The following is a 25,021-nucleotide window of genomic DNA, read 5'->3' as shown; positions in this document are numbered from 1 at the left end:
ATTCGATCAGATGTCTGCGCCGACGGGTCATTGGAATGACATCGGCATGAGCGTGCGCGGCAGCCACAGGGCGATCTGCGGGAAAAGAATGACCAGCAACAAGATCACCAGCATCGGGGCCAGAATGATGCAGACATCCCGCAGTACCTTGACCACATTCATCCCCCCGATCGACGCAGAGATCAGCAGGCACAAGCCGTAAGGCGGCGTGACCAGACCAAAGGCCAGCGAGATGATCCCGATAATCGCAAAGGCTACCGGATCAATCCCCGCCGCACGCGCCACGGGCAAAAGCACCGTACCCAGAATGATAATGGTCGGGATGGCATCGATGAACAGACCGAAAAACAGGAACAGCGCCGCGATGATCAGCGACGTGCCAATGACGCCAAGCTCATGCGCGGTCAGCACGTCCACGATCAAACGCGGCACGTTGTAGAACGCCAGCATCCAGCCAAAAGCCGAAGCCGTCCCGATCGCAAAAAGCGAGATCGACGCAAAACGGCCCGTGTCATAAAAGATGCCGCCAAGATCCCGCACCGACACGGTACGATAGACGAAAACCCCAAGGATCAACGCATAGCCCGCCGCGATGATCGCGCTTTCGGTGGGGGTCACAATGCCCCCCACGATGCCGCCGATCACCAGAACCGGGGTCAGCATCGCCAGCGCCGCGCCTTTGAACGCCGACCAGAACTGCGCGAATGTGGGCCGCAGGGTGACGGGGTAGTCGTACTTTTTGGCATAGCCATAGACCGTCGCCATCAGGGCAAAACCGATCAGCAAGCCGGGAATGGCCCCCGCCAGAAACAACGCACCGACCGAAATCTGCATGACCCCGCCCCAGACCACCATGAGGATACTGGGCGGAATGATCACCCCCATCACGGACGAACAGGCCGTGATCGCAATGGCAAAACGGGTGTCATAGCCTTCTTTGACCATCGCGGGGATCAGGATCTTGCCGCAGCCCGCCGCATCTGCCGTGGACGACCCCGAGATACCGGCAAACAGCATCGACACGGCGACATTCACATGCCCCAACCCTCCGGGCATCCAGCCGGTCAGCACGCGGGCAAAATCAATCAGCTTTTGCGTGATCAACCCCGAATTCATCAGGTTCGCCGCCAACAGAAAGAACGGCACCGCAAGCAGGATGAACGAGTTATACGACTGGAACATCCGGTCGAGGACGATGAAGGGCGTCAGCCGGATATCCAGCATCACAATCGGAATTGTCGCGATCCCCAAGGCAAAGGCGACCGGCACCCGCAACGCTACCAGCAGGATGAAACCGCCCACAAGAATAAGACAGGCAAGGCCCGTTGAAACGATCATGATACGGCCCGCCCCTCTGTGCGGTAGACCGCAAATGCTTGATACAAACGGTAAAGGGCAAAGACCGCCCAAAGCACGCCGGCGATCGGGACAGAGATATGCGTGAACATCAGATTTGCCCGCATCATGACCGACGTCTGGTTGCCCCCGAACTTGGCGTAATCAATGCCGTACCATGCGAACAACAGCGCAAACCCCGCGACCAGCCCAAGCACCAGCGCTTGCTGCAAGAACGCCAGCAGCGGATGTTTGGCGCCGGGGATAACCTGAACGTCGAAATGCGTCCCCTCCCACACCGCCAGGGCAGACCCGAGCATCACAACCCATACAAAGATGAACGTGGCCAGTTCTTCGGTCCATAGGTAGACGGGGATCACCCCGGTGTAGCGCGCGATGACCTGCAACCCGACGGGGATCGCCAGTGAAAACATCAGCACCCCCACAACGAAGCGGAGCAAGGATGCGAGCAGTTCCAGACCACGCAGGATCATGTGCTTACCGATCAACTTGAGTGAAAATAAAATCCCCCTCGGGTCACAAGAACCCAAGGGGGGCATCCGCAGGGATTACTTGGCGCGGACCGCTTCAAGCAGGTCCGATGCACCGATCTCGGCGGCATAGGCATCCTGCACCGGCTTGACCATTTCCAGCATCTTGTCGCGGTTTTCAAATTCGGACACGGTCAGCTGACCCGCATCGACCATCTCTTGCAGCTTAACGCCGTCCTCGCGCGATTCCAGCTCGCGGCCATAGGCCCCTGCCTCTTCGCCCGCTTCAAGCACGACGGCCTGTAGGTCTGCGGGCAGGCTGTTGAAGGTCTTGCCGCTCATCACGATGGGGCGCACGGTGATCGAATGGCGCGTCAGCGTCAGGTTCGGGGCCACCTCGTAGAACTTGAGGTTCTGAATGCTTGCGGCCTCGTTCTCGAACCCTGCGATGACGCCGGTCTGGATCGCGTTGTAAACCTCGTTATAGGCAATCGCCGACGGGGCTGCTGTCAACGCCTGGAAGATCTGCGCCTGGATCGGCGCGCCCATGACGCGCATCTTGTGTCCCTTCAGATCATCAAAGGTCACGACAGGTTGTTTGGACAGCAGATTGCGCGTGCCCCCGCCGGTGTAGCCCACGATCTTGATATCGGCCTTCTCCAGCAGCTCGTCCTCCAGCGGCGCAAGCACATCGCTGGACAGGACCGCATTCCAGTGGTCCAGATCGCGGAACAGGAACGGCATGTCCATCAGCGGGATGGACGGGGCGAACTTGGCCATATTGGACGGCGCAAGGATCGTATAGTCAATCGCCACACCCTGGTTCAGGAAGGTGACGTAATCGCTTTCGACGCCAAGCTCCCCGTTCAGACGTAAGTCAAACGTTACATCGCCGTCGTACTTCTCGCCGACCAGCTCCTCGAATTTACGCAGGGTTTTGGTGAAGGCATGTTCCTCGTCGAACATGCTGGCCCCCCGCAGAACCGTCTCGGCCTGCGCGGTCGCGGTAAAGAGCGTCGCAGCAACGGCGGCACCCGAAACAAGCTGTGCTGTCTTGGTAAAAAATGACATGGTAGTCCTCCCTGATTGTTGCCTGACCAGATACGTGCCTGACCAGATTCTCCCTGACGTGAAATATGTCGTTAGTATTTGTAATGCGTCAAGTTTATTTGTAATTATTTGTATACATCAAGTTTATCAGCGGCTTACCCCCAACGCGCCGCTGCCCCGCACAGGGTCAAACAACCGGCAGCAGCTCTGCCGGAAGGTCTTGGTAGCAGACGGGGCGCAGGAAACGGCGGATGGCCAGCGTCCCGACCGAGGTCGCGCCAAAGTTGGTCGACGCGGGATAGGGCCCGCCGTGGACCATCGCGCCGCTGACCTCCACGCCCGTGGGAAAACCGTTGGCCAATATCCGCCCTGCCTTGCGCTCTAGCACCGGCATCAAGGCCTTGGCGGCAGCGGTATCGCCCGCGTCCATTTGCAACGTGCAGGTCAGCTGCCCGTCCAGCCCTTTGGCAACCGCGGCCATCTCATCCGCATCGGCCACGCGCACAATAATGCCAAGCGGCCCGAAGACCTCATGCGCCAGCGCGTCGCTGTTCAGCCAATCGGTGCCGGAGACCTCGAAGACAGCGGGGGTGACACGGCGCGCCTCGCCCCGATCCGAAGAGACGAGCGCGCGCGTACACCCCGCGCGCGCGATACGATCACGCCCGTCGAAATAGGCATCGGCGATCCCCGCCGTTAGCGTTGTTTGGGCAGGGCTTTCGTGCAAGGCGGCGACAGCGGCATCGCGGAAGGCATCGGCACCGGGGCCGTCGGTGACCACAACCACGCCCGGGTTCGTGCAGAACTGCCCTGCCCCCATCGTCAGCGACGCGGCCCACCCCGCCCCGATCTCTGCGCCGCGGGCGGAGGCTGCGGCGGGCAGGACAAAGACCGGGTTGATCGACCCCAGCTCGCCGAAGAACGGAATGGGTTCGGGCCGCTGTGCGCATAGATCAAACAGCGCGCGTCCGCCGCGCAGCGATCCGGTAAAGCCGACGGCCTTGATCAGCGGATGCTGCACCAGCGCCTGCCCGACCTCTAGCCCGCCCCCCTGGATCAACGAGAATACACCCGCGGGCATGTCGCAAGCTGTAATAGCGGCGGCAATCGCTGCGGCCACGACCTCTGCCGTGCCGGGATGCGCGTGGTGCCCCCTGACAACCACCGGACAGCCCGCCGCCAAGGCCGACGCCGTATCCCCGCCTGCCGTCGAAAAAGCGAGCGGGAAGTTCGACGCCCCAAAGACCGCAACAGGGCCAATCGGGCGCTGGATCATCCGCAAATCAGATCGCGGCAAAGGCGTGCGATCCGGCAGGGCCGCATCATGGCGCGCGTCCAGAAACTTGCCTTCAAGGATATGCGTCGCGAACATGCGCAGCTGACCGGATGTGCGCCCTGTCTCACCGCGCAAACGAGCGTCTGGCAGGCCGGTTTCCTGGGTGCCGATCAGGGCCAATGTGTCGATACGGGCATCAACCTCGTCCGCGATCGCATTCAGGAAGGCCGCGCGATCCTGCGCTGTGGTGGCGCTGTAGGCGTCAAACGCATCCTCGGCAGCCTGCGCGGCGCGGTCGACCAGATCAACGGTGCCGGCGGCAAAAACCCGTGGCTCCCCGTCGGCGGGGTCGGATGAAAATTGCTCTGCCGCGCCGGTCCATTCGCCTGCGATCAGGTGTTTGCCCATCAGTTCCATGCTGCGTTTCCTTTCCCCTCTGTCAAAAATCCGGCGGCCGCGTGCATCCGCAGCCGCCGGTCGTGTCGCTGTCAGGAAAACAGCATGCCGCCGTTGATATCGACATTGGCACCTGTGATGAACGCCGCATCATCCGAGGCAAGGAACACCGCCAGCTTGGCCACATCTTCCGACGTCCCCTCGCGTTTCACGGGCGAGACATTGGCCACATGGGTCCGCACTTCGGGTTTGGTAAAGATGTTGTGGAAATCGGTATCGATCATCCCCGGACAAAGCGAATTCACGCGGATTTTCGGACCCAGCTCTTTCGCCAGACCCCGCGTCAGCGTCATCAGCGCCCCCTTGGATGCGCCGTAAGCCGAGGCACCGGGCCCGCCGCCATCGCGACCGGCCTGCGAGGCGAGCCCGACAATCGACGATCCTTCGGTCATATGGGGCAGACATTCACGCACCATCAGCACAAAGGATGTCAGGTTCACGTCCATGACCGACTGCCAGTGATCCAGCGTCATCTCCGACATGGTGACCCGCGCGACCAGCCCGCCCGTAACGTGGACAAGCGTATCGACCTGTCCGAATTCCTTGACGGTCTTTTCTACTAACGCGGCAACATCGGCCTCTTTGGTCATATCGCCCTGCAGCGCGAAGGCATTGCCGCCCGCCGCCTTGATTTCGGCGACGGCGCTGTCGGCCCCTTCAGAGCTTGCCATATAGTTGATCGCCACATTCGCGCCCCGCGCCGCGAGCTCAAGCACGCAGGCGCGGCCGATATCGCGGCCACCGCCGGTTACAATTGCGGTTTTCCCTTTGAGGTCCATGATCGTCTCCTGAATATAAAATTCTGCGGAGGAACCTGACCGAGCAGTGCTCTCCGCGTCTCCCTTCGATGCACAATGGGGTTCAAGGGCGGCGATGCACGCCCAACAACTGCATTATCCGTCCCCTTGCTTAGGGCAAACCTCAGGGCGCGACAATACAAATTATTACAAATATAGAGATCGGGAAGTCGAGAAGGTCTTTGGCCCCAGCGGAAAAGCCCGAAAAAACAGTAGAATATGCGTCATATCAAGCACAAAACCCGATGAAAATCACTACGGCCTACGGCAAACCCCACACCCAAATCTGTTGACAACAACCAAAAATAGTTACAAATACTTACATCTGATTAAAGCTGGGGGGAGGCATACCAATGGACACCACAGCAGACGCATCACAGGGCTGGATGACCTCGGGCCCCGGCGCGCAGCGGCGCATCTTGTGTCAGGACAAAGCGCTGATGATGGTAGAGTTCATGTTCGAAAAGGACGGCGTCGGCGTGCCCCATTCGCACCCCCATGTGCAGACGACCTTCGTGTCCTCTGGCCAGTTCGAATTCACCGTTGGGGGCGACACGCAGATCCTGAACCCCGGCGATGCGTTGATCATCCCGTCGAACGTCGAACATTCCTGCCTGTGCTTGCAGGCGGGGAAACTGCTCGACAGTTTTGCACCGCGGCGGGATGATTTCATGGCGGCCCACGGGCTACCGCTGGAGTAAGCGGTTAGCCTTCGAACACACGGTTCTTTGCATTCTCGACATGGGCGCGCATGGCGGCGCGGGCTTCGGCCTGATCCCGCGCGATGATCGCGGCGAGGATGCGGCGGTGTTCTTGCTGGACAAGCTCCATCCGCTCGCGCGGCTTGCTAAGCGACAGGTTCCGCGTCAGGTTGAGGCCCGTCAGGATGTTCGACTTCATTGAGGTGCGCGCAGTTGCGAAATACTGGTTGCCGGACGCCTCGCAGATCGCCTGATGAAAGGCCTCGTCTGCCTCGACGCCCAACTCCCCTTCGCGAATGCAGCGGTCCAGCTCCTTGAAATGCGCGCGCAGCTTGGCCAGATCCGCTTCTGTATGGCGCACGGCGGCAAGGAACGCCGCCTCCCCCTCGATCGCGGCGCGGAATTCGAAGGTGCGCTGGATATCAGCGATGGACCCCACGGGCGCAAAGGTCAGCACCGCCGTATCGGGGCGGCGCTGGACGAATGACCCGGACCCCTGCCGCGACACGACCACGCCGTCTTCGCGCAGCTGCTTGAGCGCCTGACGCAGCACCGGCCGGGACACCTCCAGCATCTCGCTCATGGCGTGTTCCGTCGGCAGCTTATCCCCGACCGCGGTCTCCCCGCTGGAGATCATCGCGAGGATTTTCTCGTAGGCGTGATCCGCGAGCGTGCGTTCCTTGGCGGGCTTGCCCATGGCGGAACGGCTCGCATCTGCGCCTGCTACCGGTTGTTTTGTTCCCGCCATGCTTTGAATTCGTCCTTCGTTGCCGGATCTGTCGGTGGGTAAAGCCCAAAAATCGAAGCACCATTTTGCACCATTTCCAGAACGAAGTCTTCGAAAACGGTCATCTCTTCGGTTTCTGACGCTATTTCTGCCACCAGATGCTTGGGGATGCAAACGACGCCTTCATTGTCGCCCACGATAATATCACCCGGAAAGACGGAAACACCGCCACATGCGATAGGATCATTGATCGCGACGGCGTGGTGTTTGGTCAGGTTTGTCGGCGCACTGGGGCGGGTGTGATAGGCGGGCATCTCGAGCGCCGAAATCTCGGGCGTGTCGCGGAACCCCCCGTCGGTGACGATCCCCTTGCAGCCGCGCTTCATCAATCGGGTGGCCAGAATACACCCCGCCGATGCCGCCGTTGAATCGCGCCGCGAGTCGATCATGAAGACGGATCCGGGCGGGCACTCCTCTACCCCCTTGCGCTGCGGGTTGGCCCGGTCCGCGAAAGACTCTAGCCCGTCCAGATCCTCGCGCGCGGGAATATAGCGCAGGGTATAGGCCGGCCCGACCATATTCGGCCCGGGGTTCATACGGTACGGCCCTTGAATAAAGACGTTGCGAAAGCCGCGCTTGAACAATGCGGTGGTCAGCGTTGCCGTGCTGACATGCATGAGCTTTTCAAGGAGTTCTGGCGTCGGTTCAGTCATGGTGAATACTTTCTACTATGGTATTTCGGGCGTTTTGAAAGGCGTGGAAAAGGTCGGCTCATTCAAGCAATGAAGGTAGGAACAGCGACACGGCGGGGACATATGTGACCAGCAAGAGCGCCATCAGAATGGCCAGGTAGAAGGGCCATATGGTCCTGAGCGTTTCCTCGATCTTGACCCTGCCAACGGCACAGCCGACGAACAGGCAGGTGCCAACGGGGGGCGTGCACAGACCAAGCCCGAGGTTGACCAGCAGCATGATCCCGAACTGGGTGGGGTCCATGCCAAGATCGCGTACAATGGGCAGGAAGATCGGGGTGCAGATCAGGATCAGCGCGGCCATATCCATGATCATCCCCAGCACCAGCAGCATGATGTTGATCATCAGCAGAACGGCGATCTTTTCTTCCGAGATGCCAAGCATGAAGCTGCTCAGCTTTTCGGGCACCTGATACAGCGCCAGAAGATAGGCGAATGAACTGGCGAAACCGATCAACACCATGACCATCGCAGTTGTGCGCACGGCAGAGACGACGGCGGTTTTGAACCCGTTCCAGTCAAGGCTGCGATAGACGAAATAGGTCAGCAGCAGCGCATAGATCGCGCCGAAGGCACCGGATTCAGTCACGGTGAAAATACCCGACAGCACCCCGCCCACGATGATCACAGCCGTCACCAGACCCGGCAGCGCATGCAGCGATGCAACGCCGACCGCACGCCAGCCGGGGAAGGGCTCCGCCGGATAGTTGCGTTTGATCGCAATGACATAGGCCGCCACCGCAAGGCACAGACACATCAGCATGCCGGGCACGACCCCCGCGAGGAACAGCTTCGAGATCGAGATCCCCCCGCCTGCGGCCACCGCAAAGATAATCATATTGTGGCTGGGCGGAATAACGATGCCTGCAATCGATGATGTAACGGTCACGTTCACCGCATAATCAGAATGATAGCCCCGTTCCTTCATGACAGGGATCAGAATAGACCCGAGCGCCGAGATATCAGCCACAGCCGATCCCGAAATCCCGCCGAACAACATGCTGGAAAAGATGTTCACCGATGCCAGACCGCCGCGCACGTGACCCACAAGGGCCGAGGCGAACTTAACCAGACGCATGGCGATACCGCCGTGCAGCATCAGCTCGCCTGCGAAAACGAAGAACGGGATCGCCAGCAGCGAGAAGACAGAGATGCCGGAAACCGACCGTTGAAAGGTGATCAGCAGCGGAAAACCTTCGTACCAGAATGCGGTCAGGGCTGCGATACCCATTGCAAAGGCGACGGGGATACCGATCACGACGGAGACGCCGAAAATGCCAAGAAGGATTGTCAGACCCATGATTAAAACAAACCTTTTTCATGATAGGGGATACCGCGCAGAAGGCAGGCGATCCGAAACACCGCGCGCAGGCCGGCAAATAGAAAGACAAGCCCGCCGCACATCGCAGCCGACAAGGACCGGAAGCTTTCAGGGACGTTGAGCATGGGGAGCATTGTGCTCCACCCGAATTTGACCAGTTCAATGCTTGCGATCAGCATGATCAGGCCAAAACCGGCGAGGACGATATCGATGACGAGCTTCAGGAAATTACTGACCCGCCAGCCCATCATGTCGCGGAATAGCGTCACCCCGAGATGCGTGTTCTCATGGATCCCGACCGCCGCGCCCAGATAGGTCACATAGCAGATCAGCAAAAGCGCCAGCTGTTCGACCCATGTCGGTGTGACGTTCAAAACATAGCGCCCGAACACCAGCCAGCCAAAGGTCGCGATCAGCACGACGATGGCGATAGAGGCCGCGAGCATGCAAAGAAAACTCAGCCCGTCGAGCGCACGCTCGGTATGCTTCATCCAGAGGGGTGCGTGTTCCACGGCCCTATTCCTTTGTGAGAGAAGGGGTGCGCCCCGTTGCAACAGGGCGCACGATTGTCCAGCCGCGCTGATCAGTCAGCGTTGCGGAACAGATTGACGAGATCCGTCATCTCTGGATTGGCCGCCAGATACTTTTCGTAGACGGGCACCATCGCTTCCTGGAACGCCGATTTGTCGGCGATCTCGTTCACTTCGACGCCACCGTCCATGATGATCTTCATCGACGCCGCCTCGCGTTCGCCCCAGAGGTTGCGCTGCAGATCGGTGGAGTTTTTACCGGCGGTTTTCACGATTTCCTGCTGTTCTGGTGTCAGACCGTCAAAGGTCTTTTTGCTCATGCACAGGCATTCGGGAATGATCAGGTGCTGGGTCAACGAATAGTATTTCGCGACCTCGAAGTGGCTGGTGGATTCATAAGACGGCGGGTTGTTCTCTGCCCCGTCCACAACGCCGGTCTTGATCGACTGGTAGACTTCCGCAAAGGCCATCGGGGTGGCGTTGCCGCCCATCGATTCGATCATGCCGACGAACAGGTCGTTGTTCATCACGCGCACTTTCATGCCTTGCACGTCTTCGGGCGTATTGATCGGCTTGACCGAATTATAGAAAGACCGCGCGCCGGCGTCATAATAGCCAAGGGCGACGATCCCCTTTTCCTCTAGCGCTTCCCCAAGTGCGGCACCGGGTTCGCCGTCCATCAGCTCATACATCTGTGGCACGCTTTTGAACACGAAGGGCAAGGACACGACGTTGGTCGCAGGCACGGCCTGCCCCATCGGCCCAAGGCTGAAGACGCCAAAATCCATGATCCCGAGACGCAGCTGTTCAATCGCATCGGGCTGCGAGCCCAGAACGCCAGCGTGGAACACCTTGCCCTTGATCTCGCCCCCTGTCTTTTCGGTGACCTCTTCCATGAAGGCTTCCATACCGTGCGATACAGGGTAATCCTCGACGTGGATATTCCAGCCGCGCCAGTCCTTTGCCTGCGCCGTCACGGGCATGACAGCCAGCGTCGATGCCGCGGCAATCGCAAAGGCACCACGGGTGATGATTTTATTCAGTTTCATATTTGTTTCCTCCCAAAGACAAATTATTGCAAAAGTGATCACATGACTTACAAATATTTACAAGTACTATTTTTCGAGTTTTAATGGGGACGCGCCTGACCCCGTCGTTTTGATCTTCACTGCACCGACACAAAATTTAGAATCTAAAAGGGCTTAAGGTCTGCAAAGAGACGACTAAGGCGACGGAAATTTCGCCCCTGCTGCACGGGCGGGCCAACACATAGGAAGAGATAGATTCATGACAAATTCGCATTCCAACCAGACAACCAAACTGCAGGCGGGCGCCGCCTTCCCCGTGTTCGAGGTGCCTAAATTCGGCGGCGGCACCATGACGGTGGGCGGCGCGACCGACGGCTGGACCCTGCTCATCGTATACCGTGGCAAGCATTGCGGACGCTGCAAGACCTACCTGGGCAAGCTGGAACACAACTATGCAAAGTGGGAAGACGCGGGTTTTGCGGTGAAATGCGTCTCGGGCGACCCGCTCGAGAAAGTCAGCGATGATGTCGCGCGCTTCGGGTGGACCTTCGATATCGGCTACGACCTGCAAGAGAGTGACATGCGCGCCATGGGGCTTTACGTCAGCGACCCGCTGTCTTCGCAGGAAACCGACCGTCGCTTTGCAGAGCCCGGTATTTTCTGCCTGCGCCCCGACGGCACGACGCAGATCATAGCCATCTCTAACGGTCCGGCGGCGCGCCCCGATCTGGATGAACTTCTCGACGGGATGATATTCACAATCAACAACGACAAACCTGTCCGCGGGAACGCCTGAACCCGACCTGATCCTACACATCGCAAGACAGCCAAGAGGAGCCCCCCCAGTACAACACAAGGCCTCCCGCTAGGCGACAGACCCGAGTTCTGCCAAACCGCTGGATACAGCGGGCCTGCGCGAACGGGCACCGATCCAGCGGGCGCCCCCAAACTTTATCGAAAGTTATTTTGTCACGCGGGAATAAACCGCACCCCCCGGACGTCACTTGGTCATAGAGCCTTTGCCCACCATGCAGAGCAAAGGCCCGGAACCACGGGAGGAAGACATGAAAGTCATTGAAAACGTTAAGCGTCGGCACTTTTTGATCGGATCGGCCGGCACGATGGCAGCCGTCGCGGTCGGGGCACCGGCTTTGGCACAATCAGGCGGAGAGCCGTTGCCGGATTACGTCGCCTGGAAAGACGCCGAGGACATGATCGTCCATTCCAAGCAGACGCTCGAGACGAAACGCGCCGCACAGGGGTCAGAGCTGATCACCCCCACGACCGAACTTTACATCCGCAACAACTTGCCCGCCCCCTCGGACAAGATCGTTGCCGACCGCGATGCCTGGGAGGTCGAGATCGACGGTGTTGCAAACCCCGGCAAGATGACCGTCGGTGCGTTGAAAACGCTTGGCGTCGAAACGGTGGTCTGCGTGCTGCAATGCTCGGGCAACGGGCGCGCTTTCTTCGATCACGAGACGAGCGGGTCGCAGTGGTCCGTCGGGGCGGCGGGCAATGTGGTGTGGACAGGCGTTCCCGTGCGCGCCGTTATTGACGCAATGGGCGGCGCCGATGCGGATGCCGTGTATCTGACCGGCACGGGCGGAGAGGACATTCCCCAAGGGCTGCCGCCTGAATCGATCCAGGTTGAACGCTCTGTCCCCAAGGCTGCGATGGATCGCGCGATCCTCGCGTGGGAGATGAACGGCGAACCCGTGCCGCTGGCGCACGGTGGCCCCCTGCGGCTGATTATCCCGGGCTACTACGGGGTCAACAATATCAAGTATCTCAAACGGTTGGCCCTGACGGTCGAGGAATCGCCCAATAAGATCCAGCAGACCGGCTACCGCGTCCGCCCTGTCGGCGAAAAAGGTGATCCCTCGCAACCCTCCATGTACGAGATGTCGGTGAAATCATGGATCACCGGGCCGCTGGTGGATGCCGCGACGGGCAAGGTGCAGATCCACGGCGTCGCCATGGGCGGTGTCAGCGGGCTTGAGAAAGTCGAAGTGTCCACAGACGGCGGGCAGAATTGGGCCGATGCGCAGTTTCTGGGCCCTGACCTTGGCCCCTACGCGTGGCGGCCCTTTGTGCTGATCACCGATCTGACGGAAGGCACCCATATGCTGGCCAGCCGGGCAACCAATGCCGCAGGCGACGCCCAGCCAGAGAACTTTCCGCCAAACGAACGCGGTTATGGCAACAACGGATGGCGGGCACATGCCGTCGACGTGACTGTCAGCTGATACCATAGACCGGCGGCCTTGGCCGTCGGTCCGACCCTTACCCGGAGACATTGAAATGACCCCATCCCTGACGCCGCGCCTTGGCGGTGCCCTTTTCCTTGCGCTGATCGGCAGCGCAGCAGCAGCCGACGCCTCTCTTGACGCAGGGCGCGCCCTTTTCAACGAGACAGCGCAGCCGCAATGTGCCCTTTGTCACAGCTTGAAAGACGCAGGCGCCGAAGGCGAGATCGGCCCAAACCTTGACGACTTCAAGCCCACCGTCGAACAGGTCCGCGCCGCCGTGACAAGCGGGATCGGCATTATGCCCGGCTTTGCCGAAACGCTGACCGACGCAGAGATCGAAACGCTATCGACCTATGTGGCGACCGTCGCGGGCGGATCAGACCCCGCGGCCAACAGCGACGCCAACGCGCCGACCGAGGACGCCGCCGCAGCAGAGCCGGAAACCCCCGGCGCCGAGTTTCTGGCACAAGGCGACCCCGCCGCGGGCGAGAAAGTATTCAGGAAGTGCAAAGCCTGTCACACGGTCGAAGAAGATGGCCCAAGCCGCGTCGGGCCAAATCTGTACGGGATCGTCGGTGCCTCTGTCGCGGCGGTAGACGGGTTCCGCTATTCCGGCGCGCTGGCCGACCATGCTGGCGACTGGACACCCGACCGGCTGGCGGCTTTCCTTGCCAACCCCCGCAAGGCCGTGCCCGGCACCAAGATGAGCTTTGCCGGGCTGCGCAAGCCGGAAGATCAAGCCGATGTGATCGCCTATCTCGCCAGTATGTCAGACGCCGACTGACCTAACCGACGCAAGGCCGCGCCGAACGAACCGTCTTTGAAAGTGCTGCCATCACGCTTTCAGAGGCGCGTTCGCGCGTTTCAAGCCTAAGATAGCGGGCAATGGCATCGAACCGGGTGCGGTCCATCCCCGTCGCGACGATAATATGGCGCTGTTGGTCCTGGGAGCCCCAGCTCGCGATCTGCTGTTCTGACGTGCTTTTACCCTCTGGCAGGGCAAACCCGCCGCGCAGGTAGGTCAGGCGACATCCATTCTGGCCCGCATAATGCATGATATCGCCCTGCTTTGCCACGCGAGACGCGACGGCTGTCAGGTTCGCGCCCTCAAGATCCGGCACACCCGCCAAACCACCCCCCGCCACGGGGCGCAGATCGCCAGAGCCTAGATCATAGGTCTGTGCTGCCAGTTCGGTGTGAATGTCGAAAGCCGTGGGGCTGGCGACGAAGTCAGACCCGAAAACCATCGCCAAAGCCACCGCTGCGGCGACAGCGCCGCCCCAAAGCCAACGTCGCGGGTGCCGGTTGCTGTTTGCAACCCTCGTTTGCGGCGTAGCGTCTGGATCGTCCAGCACCGGACGCATCAACGCCAAACCGCGCGAAACGCGCCGCACATCCTCAAGCGCCGCAGCCAGCGCGGGTTCGGCTGCCAACCGCGTCTCTAAGGCACGCATTTCCGACGCGTTCAGCGCGCCATCATGGTAGGCGTTGACCTGTTCCCAGTCTTTGTCGTTCAGCTCGCTCATGTCTTCCGCGTCACTTCCTGTTTTGCCGTTCCGGCCCCATCGACCACGTCCAGTAACGCCCGACGCGCGCGGCTGATCCGGCTCATCACTGTGCCGTTTGGCACATCCATCACTTTCGCCGCCTCGGCGTATTTCAGGCCCATAATGTCCACAAGGCATAGCACCTCGCGGGTTTCGGGCGGCAGCTTCTCGAACGCCAGCCGGATCAATACATCCCGCGCGGTATCCGGTCCGCCTGCTTCATCAGATAGACGTTTCTCCTCCGCCGAATATTCACGGCGCACGCGCCTTTTTCTCAGCTCGTCATAATGCAGGTTGCGAATGACGCGGAACATCCACGGGCGCAATTCCTCCAGCAGTTCGGGTCTGCGATCAGACCGCAACCCCCGCTCCACCGCGTCCTGCACCAGATCCTCTGCCGCGTCGCGCGACTGACAGATGGCCGTGGCATAGGCCCTCAACTCAGGCAAAAGAATCTCGATAAGGGTACGCTGCGCCATATCAATCCGTACCGCGTTTTCAAGCCGGATCAAAGTCAACACAGACCGCTGTCGGATTTCTTCGTGCAGTGTCTGGCGTAGGGATTGCGTCAAGAATGTCCGTGATGCTTGCCGGAAAAATCGCGACCCCCGCAGCTGACTCTGAAACGGTATTCAGGTGGCTTCACCGGCTGGGTTTAGGCCGTGATGTTATTTAACATAACGTTTTTTCGGCACCTCAAATTTCCGAACAAACGTTTCACCCGTATCAACCTGACGAACAACGACACCCACAAAGCAAAAAGAAACCGCAGCATTTCCGCCGCGGTTTCTTCATCTAACGTCTGGCCCTATTCAGGCGATGGCTGCCTTGATCTGGTCGGCGAGCGACATGGGATCAAAGGGTTTGCTGATCACCTCTGTCGCGCCGATGCCGCGCAGTTCTTCCAGCTCGTTCGGCTGGGCACGGGCGGTCATGAAGATCGCGGGCACATTTGCGAAATCCGGATTCTCGCGCAGTTTCTCAAGCGTTTGACGACCGGTCATGCCGGGCATCATCATATCCAGCAAAAACACGTCGGGGATATAGTCCAGCGTCTTTTCAAGCGCCTGTTCGCCGCAATCGCATTGCTCAACCACGAAATCACCCGACAGTTCGAGTGACATTTTGGCGATTTCGCGAATATCGGCGTCGTCTTCTACGTGAAGCAATTTAATCATACGGGACTCTTATCCAACGTTCTCTAGTCTTTCAAAATCATTCTCTGGCCCAGAATGGCGCGTTTTGACAGGTAAAGTGAAGGTGAAAGTTGTCCCCCGCCCTTCTTTACTGACAAAATCGATCGTACCACCCAAACCTTCAACAATTGCTTTACAGATGCTCAGCCCCAAACCGGTACCGCCTTTGGTCGCCCGGTCGGAATTCGCCATATCTGCAAACCGCTGAAAGATCTTATGCTGGTCTTCGGGCGCAATGCCCATACCCTCATCGCGTACAGACACACATACGTTTTCGGGCGTTTTTTCGACGGAGATCTCCACCGTGCCGCCCGGCTTGGAAAACTTCGCAGCATTCGACATCAAGTTGGTTAAAACTTGAATGATACGGTTGGCGTCGGTCTCGATATAGGTCGGCGTATCCACCCCGTGGCATTTGATCTGCAAGCCGAACCGCTGATGGGCGGTCGCATTGGCGCGCAGGGATTCGGCCACCAGTTCTGACAGGTCGGCGGTTTCCAGTTCGAAATCCAGACGCCCGGAGGAGATCTTCTCCATGTCCAGAATATCGTTGATGATCAGGACCAGACGATCGGCATTGCGATGCGCGATCTCCAGCAGGCCCTCGGCCTTGGGCGGCAGCTGCCCCGCGGCTTTCGACAACAGCAGCCCCATCGACCCTTTGATCGAGGTCAAGGGCGACCGAAGTTCGTGGCTGACCATAGAGATAAAATCCGCCTGAAGTTGCTCTTGTTCAAGCCGTTCGGTGATGTCGTGCAGCATGATCAGCAGACGCCCGTCGACTGTCCCCTTGTTGAGCCATTTGATCGACCCTTCAAAGTTCGTGCCCGATATCGTTGCGCTGAACGTCATATAGGTGTCGCCGATATCCATCATCCGCAGACAGGCATCGAGCACATCCTCGCAGCCGCGCTCGGCCGCCATATCGCGCACCGTTTGCCCGTTCTTGGGCCGCGTCGACCAGCCGAACCGCGCCTTGGCGGCAAGGTTCATATAACGCAACTCAAGGTTGTCTTCGGACACGATCCAGATGTCGTCGCGCAGCTCGTGCAAGGTCATCGCCGTGTCACGCCGCGCGATCAGCTTGGTGGTAGAGGTGATGTCCGTCCGCGCCGAGATCGACCCGATCCAGCGGCCATTCGCATCCAGCAACGGGGTCACTGTCGTCTGTGTCACGCAGTTTGACCCGTCACGATTGCGCAGCGTCGTTTCACCCTGCCAGCTTTTGCCCTGCCGCAGCAGATCGCGGATTTCAGTGGCGGTGGTTCTATTGTCCTTGGAATACAGCATCGCGACCGGTTTGCCGATCAGCTCTTGGCGGGTATAGCCGGTTGCCTCTAGCAACAGATCGTTCACCTCGACCAGCAGGTTATCGGTGTCGACCACGTTTACCATCGTGTGCATCTTCAGCACGCGCAGCTGTTGGGCAACGCTGTCGTCAACCGTTGCACGCGCCGGCGTGGCCCGCACGTTCGCGGCGATCAGCGGTACCAGACTGGCAATGGCGATGGCCCCGATAACCGGAACGGTTTGCGCCGGTGTGCCCGACAGCAGCGCCGAGGTCGCGGCGTACCACCCCCCAGCCAAGGCCGATCCGGCGACGAAACCAGTGGCAATATGGCGCTTCTTTCCGTTCCAAGACATATCGCGTCCTTACTTACAAAAAGAAGGCACCATCCCTAGCCAAGCACCCTCTCCATCCCTTGCGCCATCATAGACAAAAGTATCTAGACATTTTTAAGGCGATTTTTAGCAACTTTAGACACAACCATAAGGAGATCAACTCGCTCTTTGTGTCGGACCCACAATACTTTCGATAATGTGGTTCAGATCGGTCTGCGATTTCACCAGATGGGTGCCCACCCGGCTATCCCTCGCGCGCGCCGCGTCAGAGGTCAGCCCGACCACCCGCGCATTTGGCTGAAGCTCGGCGATATCGTCCAGGACGGCAGCGGCGTCGCCATCTGGCACGGTCCAGTCGAGGATAATCACATCCAGCGGCCCCGCGCTCAGCGCATCGTGGACCTCGTTCAACCGCGTGACGTTTTGCACATCGGCAAAGGGTCTCAACCCTTCGCGCAGCACCTCTGCAAATTCTTCGTCATCCTCAAGGTGCAACACCCTAAGGTTGTCTTTCGTCCCGTCGATCACTTCGAACGTGCGGGCATCGGGCAGCACGTCATACCCTTCGGCATCGGTGGCCAGCGGGCAGGTGAACCAGAAAATCGTGGTCCCGCTCGGCTTGCTTTCAAAGCCGATGTTGCCGCCCTGACGCCAGACGATCTGTCGCGTGATATTCAGCCCAAGGCCCGTCCCGCCCTTGGCCCGCGTGTCCGATCCATCGGCCTGAGAGAACGCCTGAAAAATCCGGTTCTTGAAATTCTCGGGCACGCCGGGGCCGAAGTTCTGCACGTAAACAATCGCCATGTCGCCAATCGTCTCGGCCTTGATCGTGACGTCGGTGCCTTCGGTCGAGTATTTGCACGCATTCGACATCAGGTTCGCCAGCACCTGCATCATCCGTGACCAATCGGCAGTTACATTGATGTCGGTGTCGGGCAGATCCATCACCAGTTTGGTGTTATGGGTGACGGCAAAGGGCATCATCTCTTGCACGGCCGAAGAGATGACCTCGTTCAGGCTCATCGGGCTGAGGTCAAAGTCGATCTTGCCCGACGATATCTTTTCGAGGTCGAGAATATCGTTGACGATGGTGGTCAGACGGTCGGCGTTATTGCGCGCGATCTCGATCAGGCGCAGCGCCGAAGCAGGCATGGTATCACGCGCCGACATCTCGATCAGGCCAAGCGCCCCTTTGATAGAGGTCAGCGGCGTGCGCAATTCATGGCTAACGGTGGACACGAATTCATTCTTGATCTCGTCGATCTTCTTCTGGTCGGTGATATCGTTGACCTGCGCGATAAAGACATAAGCCCCTTCGTTTTTGTCGAAGGTCCAGGTGATGTTGAACAGCCCCCACCGCTGGCCGCCGTCCTTGTGCATGATCGGATGTTCGCCGCGGTAAACCTCGTTCGACCCGCTTTCGGTGAACTTGGTCACGATATCACGCATCAGCTTCACATCTTCCTCGGGGATGATCTGCGCAAGGTTGAACCGGTCGGTCATTGCCTTTTGCGAATATCCCGTCAGCTCGCACATCGCGTTGTTCACGCTGGTGAACTGCCCGTTGCTGTTCAGGGTCGCCATGCCTACGGGGGCCGCATTCAGCACGGTGCGGAATCGCTTCTCGCTTGCCTCAAGCGCGTTGCGGGCGTGACGCAGCGCGGTAATGTCGCTTTGCGTCCCGACCATCCGTATCGCCGACCCATCGTCGGCGCGGTCCACGACCACGGCATCCGACCGCATCCAGCGCCAGCTTTCGCCGAACTGCATCCGGTATTCGGTCCGCGACCGTTCTGCCTTGCCGGTGATACAATCCTGATCCGCCTCGATCAGACGGGGCAGATCGTCGGGGTGGATACGGCTCAGGAACTCTTCCTGCGTATCCTCGACCGCCGGACCGACATCCATGATCTTGCGCCACGTCGGCGAGACCACCGATGTGCCCGACATCAGGTCGATCTCGAACACGCCAATCTCTGACCCCGCGAGGGCATGGTCATAGCGTTCCTTGATCCCGGCCAGTTCCCCGACGGCCCCGACCTCGACCGACACATCCCGCACAATGGCGGTGATGCGTTTGACGCCATTCAGCGTCTCCCATTCGTTATAATGTAGATCGAGGTGCAGCGTGGATCCGTCGTGTTTGGTGCCCGTGGCGTTATAGCCTGCCTCTGCGGGCAGCCACCCCGCCTCTGTCACGAATTTGGTCAGGGGCAACCCGCCCATCCCGTCTTCATGCTTGTCGAAAATCTCGAGCGCGGCGTGGTTGGCAAACAGGATCTCGCGGCGTTCATCCAGAATGAAGATCCCCACAACGCTGTTCTCGATGATCGACCGGTTTTCCTCTTCGCGGGCGCTGATCTGCTGTTCGCGCAGCGCGGCCACCTCGGCCAAAGAATCCCCGCGTTGGCGAATGGCGCGCAGCACCACGACCAGCATCGCGGTCAGGGCAATCCCTGCGATCAACGCGAGCAGCGGCGTGCCACCGGGGAACAACGCCTCGAACAAGGGGGTGCTTTCATATTGGACGGTCCAGGTCCGCCCGAAGAATTCGGTGGTATAGACCATACTATATTTACCCGCCGCATGTTCGCGATCCTGACTGGCATAGATCAGAGCCTCGGGGTCGGTCGTATCGCCGTCATAAACGTGGAAATCATACACATTGTTCTGGTTCGGCGTCAGATCCTGCAACAGGTTGCGGCCGATGAACGGCGCATAGACCCAGCCGCGAAACGTCCCCTCGCGCGGGCCGGAGGCATAGAACAGCGGCCGCAGCAGCAAGAACCCCGGTTCCTTCATCGCGTCCTGCACCAGCAGGATGCGCGGTGTCAGCTGCGGGGTGTTGGTTTCTCGCGCCCGATCCGCCGCCTCGCGCCGCCCTTTTTCAAAGCTGATGTCCAGCCCGACGGCTTCCTTGTTGGGCAGCACGGGCGCGATATATTTGATCACATATTTCTGGTCATGGTTCGTTTCTGGCCTGATCTCGAACCCCGGCGTCCCATTGGCACGCATATCGCCGACGAAAGCATCCTCGTCCACCTTGGCCACGGGCTCGATAAACCCGATGCCGTTGATGCCGGGCAGGTAGTTTTCGAAATCCAGACTTTCGACAAAGGTCTCGAAATCGTCGTATTCGATATTCTCCGACGATTGCATCATCCCGGCGGCGCCGTTCAGACTTTGCAGATAGATGTTCATCCGACGATCCAGCGCCTGAAGCCCGTCCTCGGTGATGCGGGCGAATTCGGCCTTTGCCGCGGCGCGGTTCATTCGCGCGCCTTCAGCGTAGATCCCGAAGGTCACGAGAAGGCAGACAACGACCAAAATCAAATCTAAGCGCTTGAACAAAACTATACTCTCACATTTCGCAAAACTGAAAAGCGCCTAATCGATGAAAGCCACCCGCTGATCATGTTACCGGCATCCCTCACTTATAAGTAGCACCGGTTTCCCTGCCAACGTTAATTATTACTTGCGCACAGGATTAAGACAGAAACCTCAACAGAATCTAAAGACACCCCAACTCAGGGTTGTTGATCATACGGGATGCACAATCATAGCACGGAAGTCGTTGACGTTCGTCAGCGTCGGTCCCGTCACCACCTGACAGCCGATCCGACCAAAGAAACCGTGGGCGTCATTTACCGCTAACGCCGATTCTGCGTCGGCGCGCGCGGCCCCCGCCCGCGCCATGCTATCGGGCCCGATGATCGCCCCCGCCACCTCGGCCGCGCCGTCGACGCCGTCGGTATCGCAGGCCAACCCCCAGATACCTGCCGCCCCGTTCAGCGCCAGCATCAGCGCCAAGGCATATTCCGCATTCGGTCCACCAACGCCATCCCCGCGCCGCGTGACCGTCAGCTCGCCGCCCGACAGGATTACAATCGGCGCATCGCCGGGGTGGAGACGCGCCTGCTCTTGCAGGGCCAAGGCGGCATGGGCGCGGGCGACCTCGCGGGCCTCGCCCTCTAGGTCATTGTCCAGACGGATCACGCGAAACCCCTCTGCCTCGGCCAAAGCCTGTGCCGCATCCAGCGATTGCTTGGGGGCCGCATAAATCCGGTTCATCACACGCGACAGCCGCGCATCATCCGGCGGCACGACCTGCGACCCCGCAGCCAGCGCCCGCGTGACCGAGGCCGGAACCGCCACGCCCCACTGCGTCAAGATCGCCTGCGCATCGCGCGAGGTGGAGGCATCGCCCACCGTGGGGCCCGACCCGATCATCGCCATATCATCCCCCGGCACGTCCGAGATCATCAACGTGTGCATCGCCGCCGGATAGGCCGCCGCCGCCAGTTGCCCGCCCTTGACCTGCGACAGATGCTTGCGCACCACATTCATCTGCGTGATCGGCGCGCCAGAGGCCAGCAACCCCGCGTTCACCGCCTGTTTCTCGGCCAGCGTAATCTCCGCCGAGGGCGCGGTCAGCAGCGCCGACGCCCCGCCCGAGATCAAAGCCAGCACAAAGTCCCCTTCGCCCAAGCCCTGCACCAGCTCTAGCATCCGCGCGGTTGCGACCTGTCCGGCGGCATCGGGCACGGGGTGGGCGGCCTCGACAATCTCGATCCCCTGACAGGGGCGGGCGTATCCATAGCGGGTGATCACCAAACCGTCGCAGGGGCCCCAGGCCGCCTCAACCGCCTCGGCCATGCGCGCGCTGGCCTTGCCCGCACCGATCACCACCACACGGCCCGTGGGTTTCGGCGGCAGATGCGCGGCCAGCGATTGCATCGGATCGGCCACGGCGACCGCGCGGTCGAACAAGCGGCGTAAAGTCGTCTCCGGCGCGGTGTGCATGGCGATCCCTATCCCGTCATCAAAAAAGCCGCCCCCGAAGGGACGGCCTGTTTTACACTCACGCGGTCTGATCGAACAGACGTTTGCGTGCCGCGGCGTATTCTGTCGCCATCCGCTCGACCACCTCGGCGGCGGGGCGCACATCCTTGACCGCACCGATGCCCTGACCGGCGCCCCAGATCTCTTTCCAGCTTTTGGGCTTTTCGCGATCGGCACCGAAGTTCATGTTCGACGGGTCGGACCGTTCAAGGTTGTTCGGGTCCATGCCCTGCGCCTCGATCGAGGCTTTCAGATAGTTGCCCCAAACGCCGGTGAACAAGTCGGAGTACACGATATCCGAGGCCCCCGAATCCGCGATCATCTGCTTGTAGCGTGCGTCGGCATTCGCCTCTTGCGTGGCGATAAACGCCGACCCGGCATAGCCGCCATCCGCGCCCATGGCCTGCGCCGCAAGAATACTGTCGCCCTTGGCAATCGCCCCCGACAGGAACAGCGGCCCGTTGAACCATTCGCGGATCTCCTGGATCAGCGCCAGCGGCGACAAGGCACCGGCGTGCCCCCCTGCCCCTGCGGCCACGGCGATCAGACCATCGGCACCTTTTTCAATCGCCTTATGGGCAAAGCGGTTGTTGATGATGTCGTGCAAGACAACACCGCCCGCGCCATGCGCCGCATCGTTCAGCCATTCCTGCGCCCCAAGCGACGTGATCCACAGCGGCACCTCGTGCTTGACGCAAATCTCTACGTCCCGCTCAAGCCGCGCATTGGATTTATGCACGATCTGGTTCACCGCATAGGGGGCGGCGGGATTGTCGGGGTTCGCTTGGTTGTGACGGTCCAGCTCTTCCTTGATGCGCGTCAACCAGCGGTCCAGCTCAATCGGTTCGCCTTCCGCTTCGCGTGCGTTCAGCGCTGGAAAGCTGCCCACAATACCGGCCTTGCACTGTGCAATCACCAGATCAGGGTTCGAGATAATGAACAGCGGGCTGCCAATCAGCGGGATACGCAAATTGTCGAAAAGGGCGGGTAGCGTCATCTTGTTCCTCCGGGACGTATTATTTTCCTGCAACTTGTCAGGATGTGCGCGCTTTGGAAATGACGAACGTTGCGTCCGTCACTCCCTTCTTGTGATCGGGACTACAGCGCCTCGATGATGGTGACATTGGCGATGCCGCCGCCTTCGCACATGGTTTGCAACCCGTATTTTTGGCCGCGCGTATGCAGGCTGTGCACCAGCGTCGTCATCAGCCGCGCACCAGAGGCCCCCAAGGGATGCCCAAGCGCAATCGCGCCGCCATTCACATTCAACTTGGCCGGATCGGCCCCGGTGTGTTTTGCCCATGCCATCGGGATCGGCGCAAAGGCTTCGTTGACCTCGAACAGATCGATGTCGTCGATCTTCATACCGGCCCGTTCCAGCGCGCGGTCTGTGGCGGGCAGCGGTTCCTCCAGCATGATCACCGGATCGCCCGCGGTCACCGTCAGGTTCACGATCCGCGCCTTCGGCGTCAGATTGTATTTCTTCAGCGCGGCTTCGGACACGACCAACACGCCCGCCGCCCCATCGCAAATCTGCGACGCATTCGCTGCAGAGATCATGCCGTCCGGATCAAGCAGTTTAACAGAGGAAATCCCGTCAAGCGTCGCATCATCGCGGATGCCTTCGTCGCGGGTGTGCATCCCGCCCTCGATGGCCAGCGGAATGATCTCTGCGTCAAAGGCCCCACCATCCCGCGCAGCGGTGGCGCGGCGGTGGCTTTCCAGCGCATAGGCGTCCAGTTCCGCGCGGGTGAACCCGTGCTTTTGCGCGACCATTTCCGCGCCGATGAACTGGCTGAAATTCTTGGTGCCGTAGCGCGCCTCGATCCGGTCGCTGAACGGGCCCTCGCCCAACCCCGCCTTGGCATAAAGCGATACATTCGACCCCATCGGCACCCGTGTCATGCTTTCGACACCCATGGCGACAACCACATCCTGCGTGCCCGACATCACCGCCTGTGCCGCGAATTGCACCGCCTGTTGCGAGCTGCCACATTGCCGGTCGATGGTGACCGCGGGCACCGATTGCGGCAGGTTCGAGGCCAGCACACAGTTGCGCCCGAAGGCAAAGGATTGCTCTCCGCCCTGGCTGACGCAACCGACGATCACGTCATCAATCACCGCGCCGTCGATCCCGGACCGCGCCACCAGCGCATTCAACACTTCGGCCCCCAGATTGGCAGGGTGCCAGTCGCGCAGCGCGCCGCCACGGCGCCCCCCTGCGGTGCGGGCTGTCTCTACGATATAGGCATGTGCCATAACGCTTTCCCCTCTATTCAGTCTCTATTTCGGTGCCATGCGGATCGCGCCATCAAGGCGGATCGTTTCACCGTTCAGCATCGGGTTGTCGATAATCGCCCCGACCATCTTGGCGTATTCCGACGGATCGCCCAAACGGCTGGGGAAGGGCACCTGCGCGCCGAGCGAATCCTGCGCCTCCTGCGGCAGACCCTCCAGCAGCGGTGTGAGGAACAGCCCCGGTGCAATCGTCATCACCCGGATGCCATAGCGCGCCAGCTCGCGGGCGACGGGCAAGGTCATGCCCACGATCCCGCCCTTCGATGCCGCATAGGCCGCCTGCCCGATCTGGCCGTCGAACGCCGCGACCGACGCCGTGTTGATGATCACGCCGCGTTCCTCGCCCACGGGCTCCGCCTTGTGCAAGGCCGCGGCGAATTTCGACAGCACGTTGAACGACCCCAGCAGGTTCACATTCACCACATTGGTAAAACTCGCCAAGGGCAGCGCCGCGCCGTCACGATCCACGACCTTGGCAGGTGGGCCGATGCCCGCGCAGTTTACCAGAATACGCGCCTTGCCGTGCAGCCCTTCGGCCTCCGCGATCGCGGCCTCTACCGCGCTTTCGTCGGTGACATCAACGCGCAGAAACTTGCCCCCGATGGCGGTGGCTTTTTCCTCGCCCAGTTCAGCGTTCATATCAAAGATAGTGACCTTGGCCCCGGCCTGCGCCAGAAACGCTGCCGTGGCCCCGCCCAATCCCGAAGCGCCACCGGTGACGATGGCGGCCTGTCCGTTCAATTGCATGGTATCCTCCCCTTCCCTGCTGACGCAGGGGCAACAGTTTAATTGCGGGGAA

The 25,021-nt window shown here is 60.2% G+C and carries 23 protein-coding genes; 4 read left to right on the top strand and 19 right to left on the bottom strand.

Going from position 1 to position 25,021, the window contains the following annotated elements; all coding sequences use genetic code 11:
- Nucleotides 1-27 precede the first annotated feature (27 nt).
- The 5 genes from AB1495_RS17080 to AB1495_RS17060 form a co-directional block, all read right to left on the bottom strand.
- Nucleotides 28-1,338, bottom strand: coding sequence for a TRAP transporter large permease (locus tag AB1495_RS17080; RefSeq protein ID WP_074636924.1), 1,311 nt, complete (start codon nucleotides 1,336-1,338; stop codon nucleotides 28-30).
- Nucleotides 1,335-1,829 carry a TRAP transporter small permease gene (locus tag AB1495_RS17075; RefSeq protein ID WP_005848940.1) on the bottom strand — a complete coding sequence of 165 codons (495 nt, stop codon included), beginning with the start codon at nucleotides 1,827-1,829 and terminating at the stop codon, nucleotides 1,335-1,337. Before AB1495_RS17075 ends, AB1495_RS17080 begins: the two co-directional genes overlap by 4 nt.
- Before the next feature lie 75 nt (nucleotides 1,830-1,904).
- On the bottom strand, nucleotides 1,905-2,897 hold the full coding sequence (locus AB1495_RS17070) for a TRAP transporter substrate-binding protein (RefSeq protein WP_074636922.1): 993 nt from the start codon (nucleotides 2,895-2,897) through the stop codon (nucleotides 1,905-1,907).
- Between the two features lie 166 nt (nucleotides 2,898-3,063).
- Nucleotides 3,064-4,569 (bottom strand): aldehyde dehydrogenase (NADP(+)), encoded by a 1,506-nt coding sequence (locus tag AB1495_RS17065; protein ID WP_074636921.1) that lies wholly within the window; start codon nucleotides 4,567-4,569, stop codon nucleotides 3,064-3,066.
- Between the two features lie 71 nt (nucleotides 4,570-4,640).
- Nucleotides 4,641-5,387, bottom strand: coding sequence for an SDR family NAD(P)-dependent oxidoreductase (locus tag AB1495_RS17060; protein WP_005848946.1), 747 nt, complete (start codon nucleotides 5,385-5,387; stop codon nucleotides 4,641-4,643).
- Between the two features lie 371 nt (nucleotides 5,388-5,758).
- Between AB1495_RS17060 and AB1495_RS17055 the strand changes: the two genes are divergently transcribed.
- Complete coding sequence (locus AB1495_RS17055; RefSeq protein ID WP_005848947.1) at nucleotides 5,759-6,106, top strand: cupin domain-containing protein; 348 nt, start codon at nucleotides 5,759-5,761, stop codon at nucleotides 6,104-6,106.
- A gap of 4 nt (nucleotides 6,107-6,110) precedes the next feature.
- Here the strand turns inward: AB1495_RS17055 and AB1495_RS17050 are convergent, their stop codons facing one another.
- The 5 genes from AB1495_RS17050 to AB1495_RS17030 all read right to left on the bottom strand — a co-directional run bounded on the left by AB1495_RS17050 (nucleotide 6,111) and on the right by AB1495_RS17030 (nucleotide 10,485).
- A complete protein-coding gene (locus AB1495_RS17050) occupies nucleotides 6,111-6,854 on the bottom strand; it encodes a FadR/GntR family transcriptional regulator (protein ID WP_050752188.1) in 744 nt (247 codons plus the stop codon).
- Nucleotides 6,830-7,546 (bottom strand): ribonuclease activity regulator RraA, encoded by a 717-nt coding sequence (locus tag AB1495_RS17045; protein WP_005848951.1) that lies wholly within the window; start codon nucleotides 7,544-7,546, stop codon nucleotides 6,830-6,832. The genes AB1495_RS17050 and AB1495_RS17045 overlap by 25 nt, the downstream gene beginning before the upstream one ends.
- A gap of 58 nt (nucleotides 7,547-7,604) precedes the next feature.
- Nucleotides 7,605-8,885, bottom strand: coding sequence for a TRAP transporter large permease (locus tag AB1495_RS17040; RefSeq protein WP_005848953.1), 1,281 nt, complete (start codon nucleotides 8,883-8,885; stop codon nucleotides 7,605-7,607).
- A 2-nt stretch (nucleotides 8,886-8,887) separates the two neighbouring features.
- Nucleotides 8,888-9,418: a TRAP transporter small permease gene (locus AB1495_RS17035; RefSeq protein ID WP_237277851.1), complete on the bottom strand. Its 531-nt coding sequence runs from the start codon at nucleotides 9,416-9,418 to the stop codon at nucleotides 8,888-8,890.
- Nucleotides 9,419-9,489: 71 nt separating this feature from the next.
- Nucleotides 9,490-10,485, bottom strand: a complete 996-nt coding sequence (locus AB1495_RS17030; RefSeq protein WP_074636918.1) for a TRAP transporter substrate-binding protein — start codon at nucleotides 10,483-10,485, stop codon at nucleotides 9,490-9,492.
- A gap of 238 nt (nucleotides 10,486-10,723) precedes the next feature.
- Between AB1495_RS17030 and AB1495_RS17025 the strand changes: the two genes are divergently transcribed.
- The 3 genes from AB1495_RS17025 to AB1495_RS17015 all read left to right on the top strand — a co-directional run bounded on the left by AB1495_RS17025 (nucleotide 10,724) and on the right by AB1495_RS17015 (nucleotide 13,500).
- Nucleotides 10,724-11,260: a peroxiredoxin gene (locus tag AB1495_RS17025; RefSeq protein WP_074636917.1), complete on the top strand. Its 537-nt coding sequence runs from the start codon at nucleotides 10,724-10,726 to the stop codon at nucleotides 11,258-11,260.
- A 268-nt stretch (nucleotides 11,261-11,528) separates the two neighbouring features.
- Nucleotides 11,529-12,713: a sulfite oxidase gene (locus tag AB1495_RS17020; RefSeq protein ID WP_005848960.1), complete on the top strand. Its 1,185-nt coding sequence runs from the start codon at nucleotides 11,529-11,531 to the stop codon at nucleotides 12,711-12,713.
- A gap of 55 nt (nucleotides 12,714-12,768) precedes the next feature.
- Entirely contained in the window at nucleotides 12,769-13,500 is a 732-nt protein-coding gene (locus tag AB1495_RS17015; protein ID WP_074636915.1) for a c-type cytochrome, read from the top strand.
- A gap of 1 nt (nucleotide 13,501) precedes the next feature.
- Here AB1495_RS17015 and AB1495_RS17010 read toward each other — a convergent pair whose 3' ends face one another.
- The 9 genes from AB1495_RS17010 to AB1495_RS16970 form a co-directional block, all read right to left on the bottom strand.
- Nucleotides 13,502-14,242, bottom strand: a complete 741-nt coding sequence (locus AB1495_RS17010) for a hypothetical protein (RefSeq protein ID WP_074636914.1) — start codon at nucleotides 14,240-14,242, stop codon at nucleotides 13,502-13,504.
- The gene (locus tag AB1495_RS17005) at nucleotides 14,239-14,742 is read right to left on the bottom strand and encodes an RNA polymerase sigma factor (RefSeq protein ID WP_009824384.1); all 504 of its coding nucleotides are present in this window, start codon (nucleotides 14,740-14,742) and stop codon (nucleotides 14,239-14,241) included. The genes AB1495_RS17010 and AB1495_RS17005 overlap by 4 nt, the downstream gene beginning before the upstream one ends.
- A 333-nt stretch (nucleotides 14,743-15,075) precedes the next feature.
- Nucleotides 15,076-15,441 carry a response regulator gene (locus AB1495_RS17000; protein WP_005848967.1) on the bottom strand — a complete coding sequence of 122 codons (366 nt, stop codon included), beginning with the start codon at nucleotides 15,439-15,441 and terminating at the stop codon, nucleotides 15,076-15,078.
- Between the two features lie 9 nt (nucleotides 15,442-15,450).
- Nucleotides 15,451-17,103, bottom strand: coding sequence for an ATP-binding protein (locus AB1495_RS16995; protein WP_074636913.1), 1,653 nt, complete (start codon nucleotides 17,101-17,103; stop codon nucleotides 15,451-15,453).
- Nucleotides 17,104-17,238: 135 nt separating this feature from the next.
- A complete protein-coding gene (locus AB1495_RS16990) occupies nucleotides 17,239-20,355 on the bottom strand; it encodes a CHASE domain-containing protein (protein WP_244268990.1) in 3,117 nt (1,038 codons plus the stop codon).
- Nucleotides 20,356-20,622: 267 nt separating this feature from the next.
- Nucleotides 20,623-21,885: a glycerate kinase gene (locus AB1495_RS16985; protein ID WP_074636911.1), complete on the bottom strand. Its 1,263-nt coding sequence runs from the start codon at nucleotides 21,883-21,885 to the stop codon at nucleotides 20,623-20,625.
- Nucleotides 21,886-21,943: 58 nt separating this feature from the next.
- A complete protein-coding gene (locus tag AB1495_RS16980) occupies nucleotides 21,944-22,921 on the bottom strand; it encodes a nitronate monooxygenase family protein (RefSeq protein WP_005848974.1) in 978 nt (325 codons plus the stop codon).
- 101 nt (nucleotides 22,922-23,022) lie between these two features.
- On the bottom strand, nucleotides 23,023-24,183 hold the full coding sequence (locus AB1495_RS16975) for an acetyl-CoA C-acetyltransferase (RefSeq protein ID WP_074636909.1): 1,161 nt from the start codon (nucleotides 24,181-24,183) through the stop codon (nucleotides 23,023-23,025).
- A gap of 24 nt (nucleotides 24,184-24,207) precedes the next feature.
- Nucleotides 24,208-24,969, bottom strand: coding sequence for an SDR family NAD(P)-dependent oxidoreductase (locus AB1495_RS16970; protein ID WP_037941991.1), 762 nt, complete (start codon nucleotides 24,967-24,969; stop codon nucleotides 24,208-24,210).
- Between the last annotated feature and the right edge of the window lie 52 nt (nucleotides 24,970-25,021).

It is taken from the genome of Sulfitobacter pontiacus, from assembly GCF_040790665.1.
Classification (GTDB): Bacteria; Pseudomonadota; Alphaproteobacteria; order Rhodobacterales; family Rhodobacteraceae; genus Sulfitobacter; species Sulfitobacter pontiacus.
This window is presented reverse-complemented; position numbering and strand designations above follow the sequence as displayed.

Coding starts and splice junctions, on each gene's coding strand:
- AB1495_RS16990 (WP_244268990.1), bottom strand. CDS start 20,355: ATGAACCGCGCCGCGGCAAAGGCCGAATTCGCCCGCATCACCGAGGAC.
- AB1495_RS17040 (WP_005848953.1), bottom strand. CDS start 8,885: ATGGGTCTGACAATCCTTCTTGGCATTTTCGGCGTCTCCGTCGTGATC.
- AB1495_RS17065 (WP_074636921.1), bottom strand. CDS start 4,569: ATGGAACTGATGGGCAAACACCTGATCGCAGGCGAATGGACCGGCGCG.
- AB1495_RS17005 (WP_009824384.1), bottom strand. CDS start 14,742: ATGGCGCAGCGTACCCTTATCGAGATTCTTTTGCCTGAGTTGAGGGCC.
- AB1495_RS17070 (WP_074636922.1), bottom strand. CDS start 2,897: ATGTCATTTTTTACCAAGACAGCACAGCTTGTTTCGGGTGCCGCCGTT.
- AB1495_RS17010 (WP_074636914.1), bottom strand. CDS start 14,242: ATGAGCGAGCTGAACGACAAAGACTGGGAACAGGTCAACGCCTACCAT.
- AB1495_RS16995 (WP_074636913.1), bottom strand. CDS start 17,103: ATGTCTTGGAACGGAAAGAAGCGCCATATTGCCACTGGTTTCGTCGCC.
- AB1495_RS17025 (WP_074636917.1), top strand. CDS start 10,724: ATGACAAATTCGCATTCCAACCAGACAACCAAACTGCAGGCGGGCGCC.
- AB1495_RS17055 (WP_005848947.1), top strand. CDS start 5,759: ATGGACACCACAGCAGACGCATCACAGGGCTGGATGACCTCGGGCCCC.
- AB1495_RS16980 (WP_005848974.1), bottom strand. CDS start 22,921: ATGACGCTACCCGCCCTTTTCGACAATTTGCGTATCCCGCTGATTGGC.
- AB1495_RS17080 (WP_074636924.1), bottom strand. CDS start 1,338: ATGATCGTTTCAACGGGCCTTGCCTGTCTTATTCTTGTGGGCGGTTTC.
- AB1495_RS16985 (WP_074636911.1), bottom strand. CDS start 21,885: ATGCACACCGCGCCGGAGACGACTTTACGCCGCTTGTTCGACCGCGCG.
- AB1495_RS17000 (WP_005848967.1), bottom strand. CDS start 15,441: ATGATTAAATTGCTTCACGTAGAAGACGACGCCGATATTCGCGAAATC.
- AB1495_RS17060 (WP_005848946.1), bottom strand. CDS start 5,387: ATGGACCTCAAAGGGAAAACCGCAATTGTAACCGGCGGTGGCCGCGAT.
- AB1495_RS17020 (WP_005848960.1), top strand. CDS start 11,529: ATGAAAGTCATTGAAAACGTTAAGCGTCGGCACTTTTTGATCGGATCG.
- AB1495_RS17015 (WP_074636915.1), top strand. CDS start 12,769: ATGACCCCATCCCTGACGCCGCGCCTTGGCGGTGCCCTTTTCCTTGCG.
- AB1495_RS17050 (WP_050752188.1), bottom strand. CDS start 6,854: ATGGCGGGAACAAAACAACCGGTAGCAGGCGCAGATGCGAGCCGTTCC.
- AB1495_RS16975 (WP_074636909.1), bottom strand. CDS start 24,183: ATGGCACATGCCTATATCGTAGAGACAGCCCGCACCGCAGGGGGGCGC.
- AB1495_RS17030 (WP_074636918.1), bottom strand. CDS start 10,485: ATGAAACTGAATAAAATCATCACCCGTGGTGCCTTTGCGATTGCCGCG.
- AB1495_RS17075 (WP_005848940.1), bottom strand. CDS start 1,829: ATGATCCTGCGTGGTCTGGAACTGCTCGCATCCTTGCTCCGCTTCGTT.
- AB1495_RS16970 (WP_037941991.1), bottom strand. CDS start 24,969: ATGCAATTGAACGGACAGGCCGCCATCGTCACCGGTGGCGCTTCGGGA.
- AB1495_RS17045 (WP_005848951.1), bottom strand. CDS start 7,546: ATGACTGAACCGACGCCAGAACTCCTTGAAAAGCTCATGCATGTCAGC.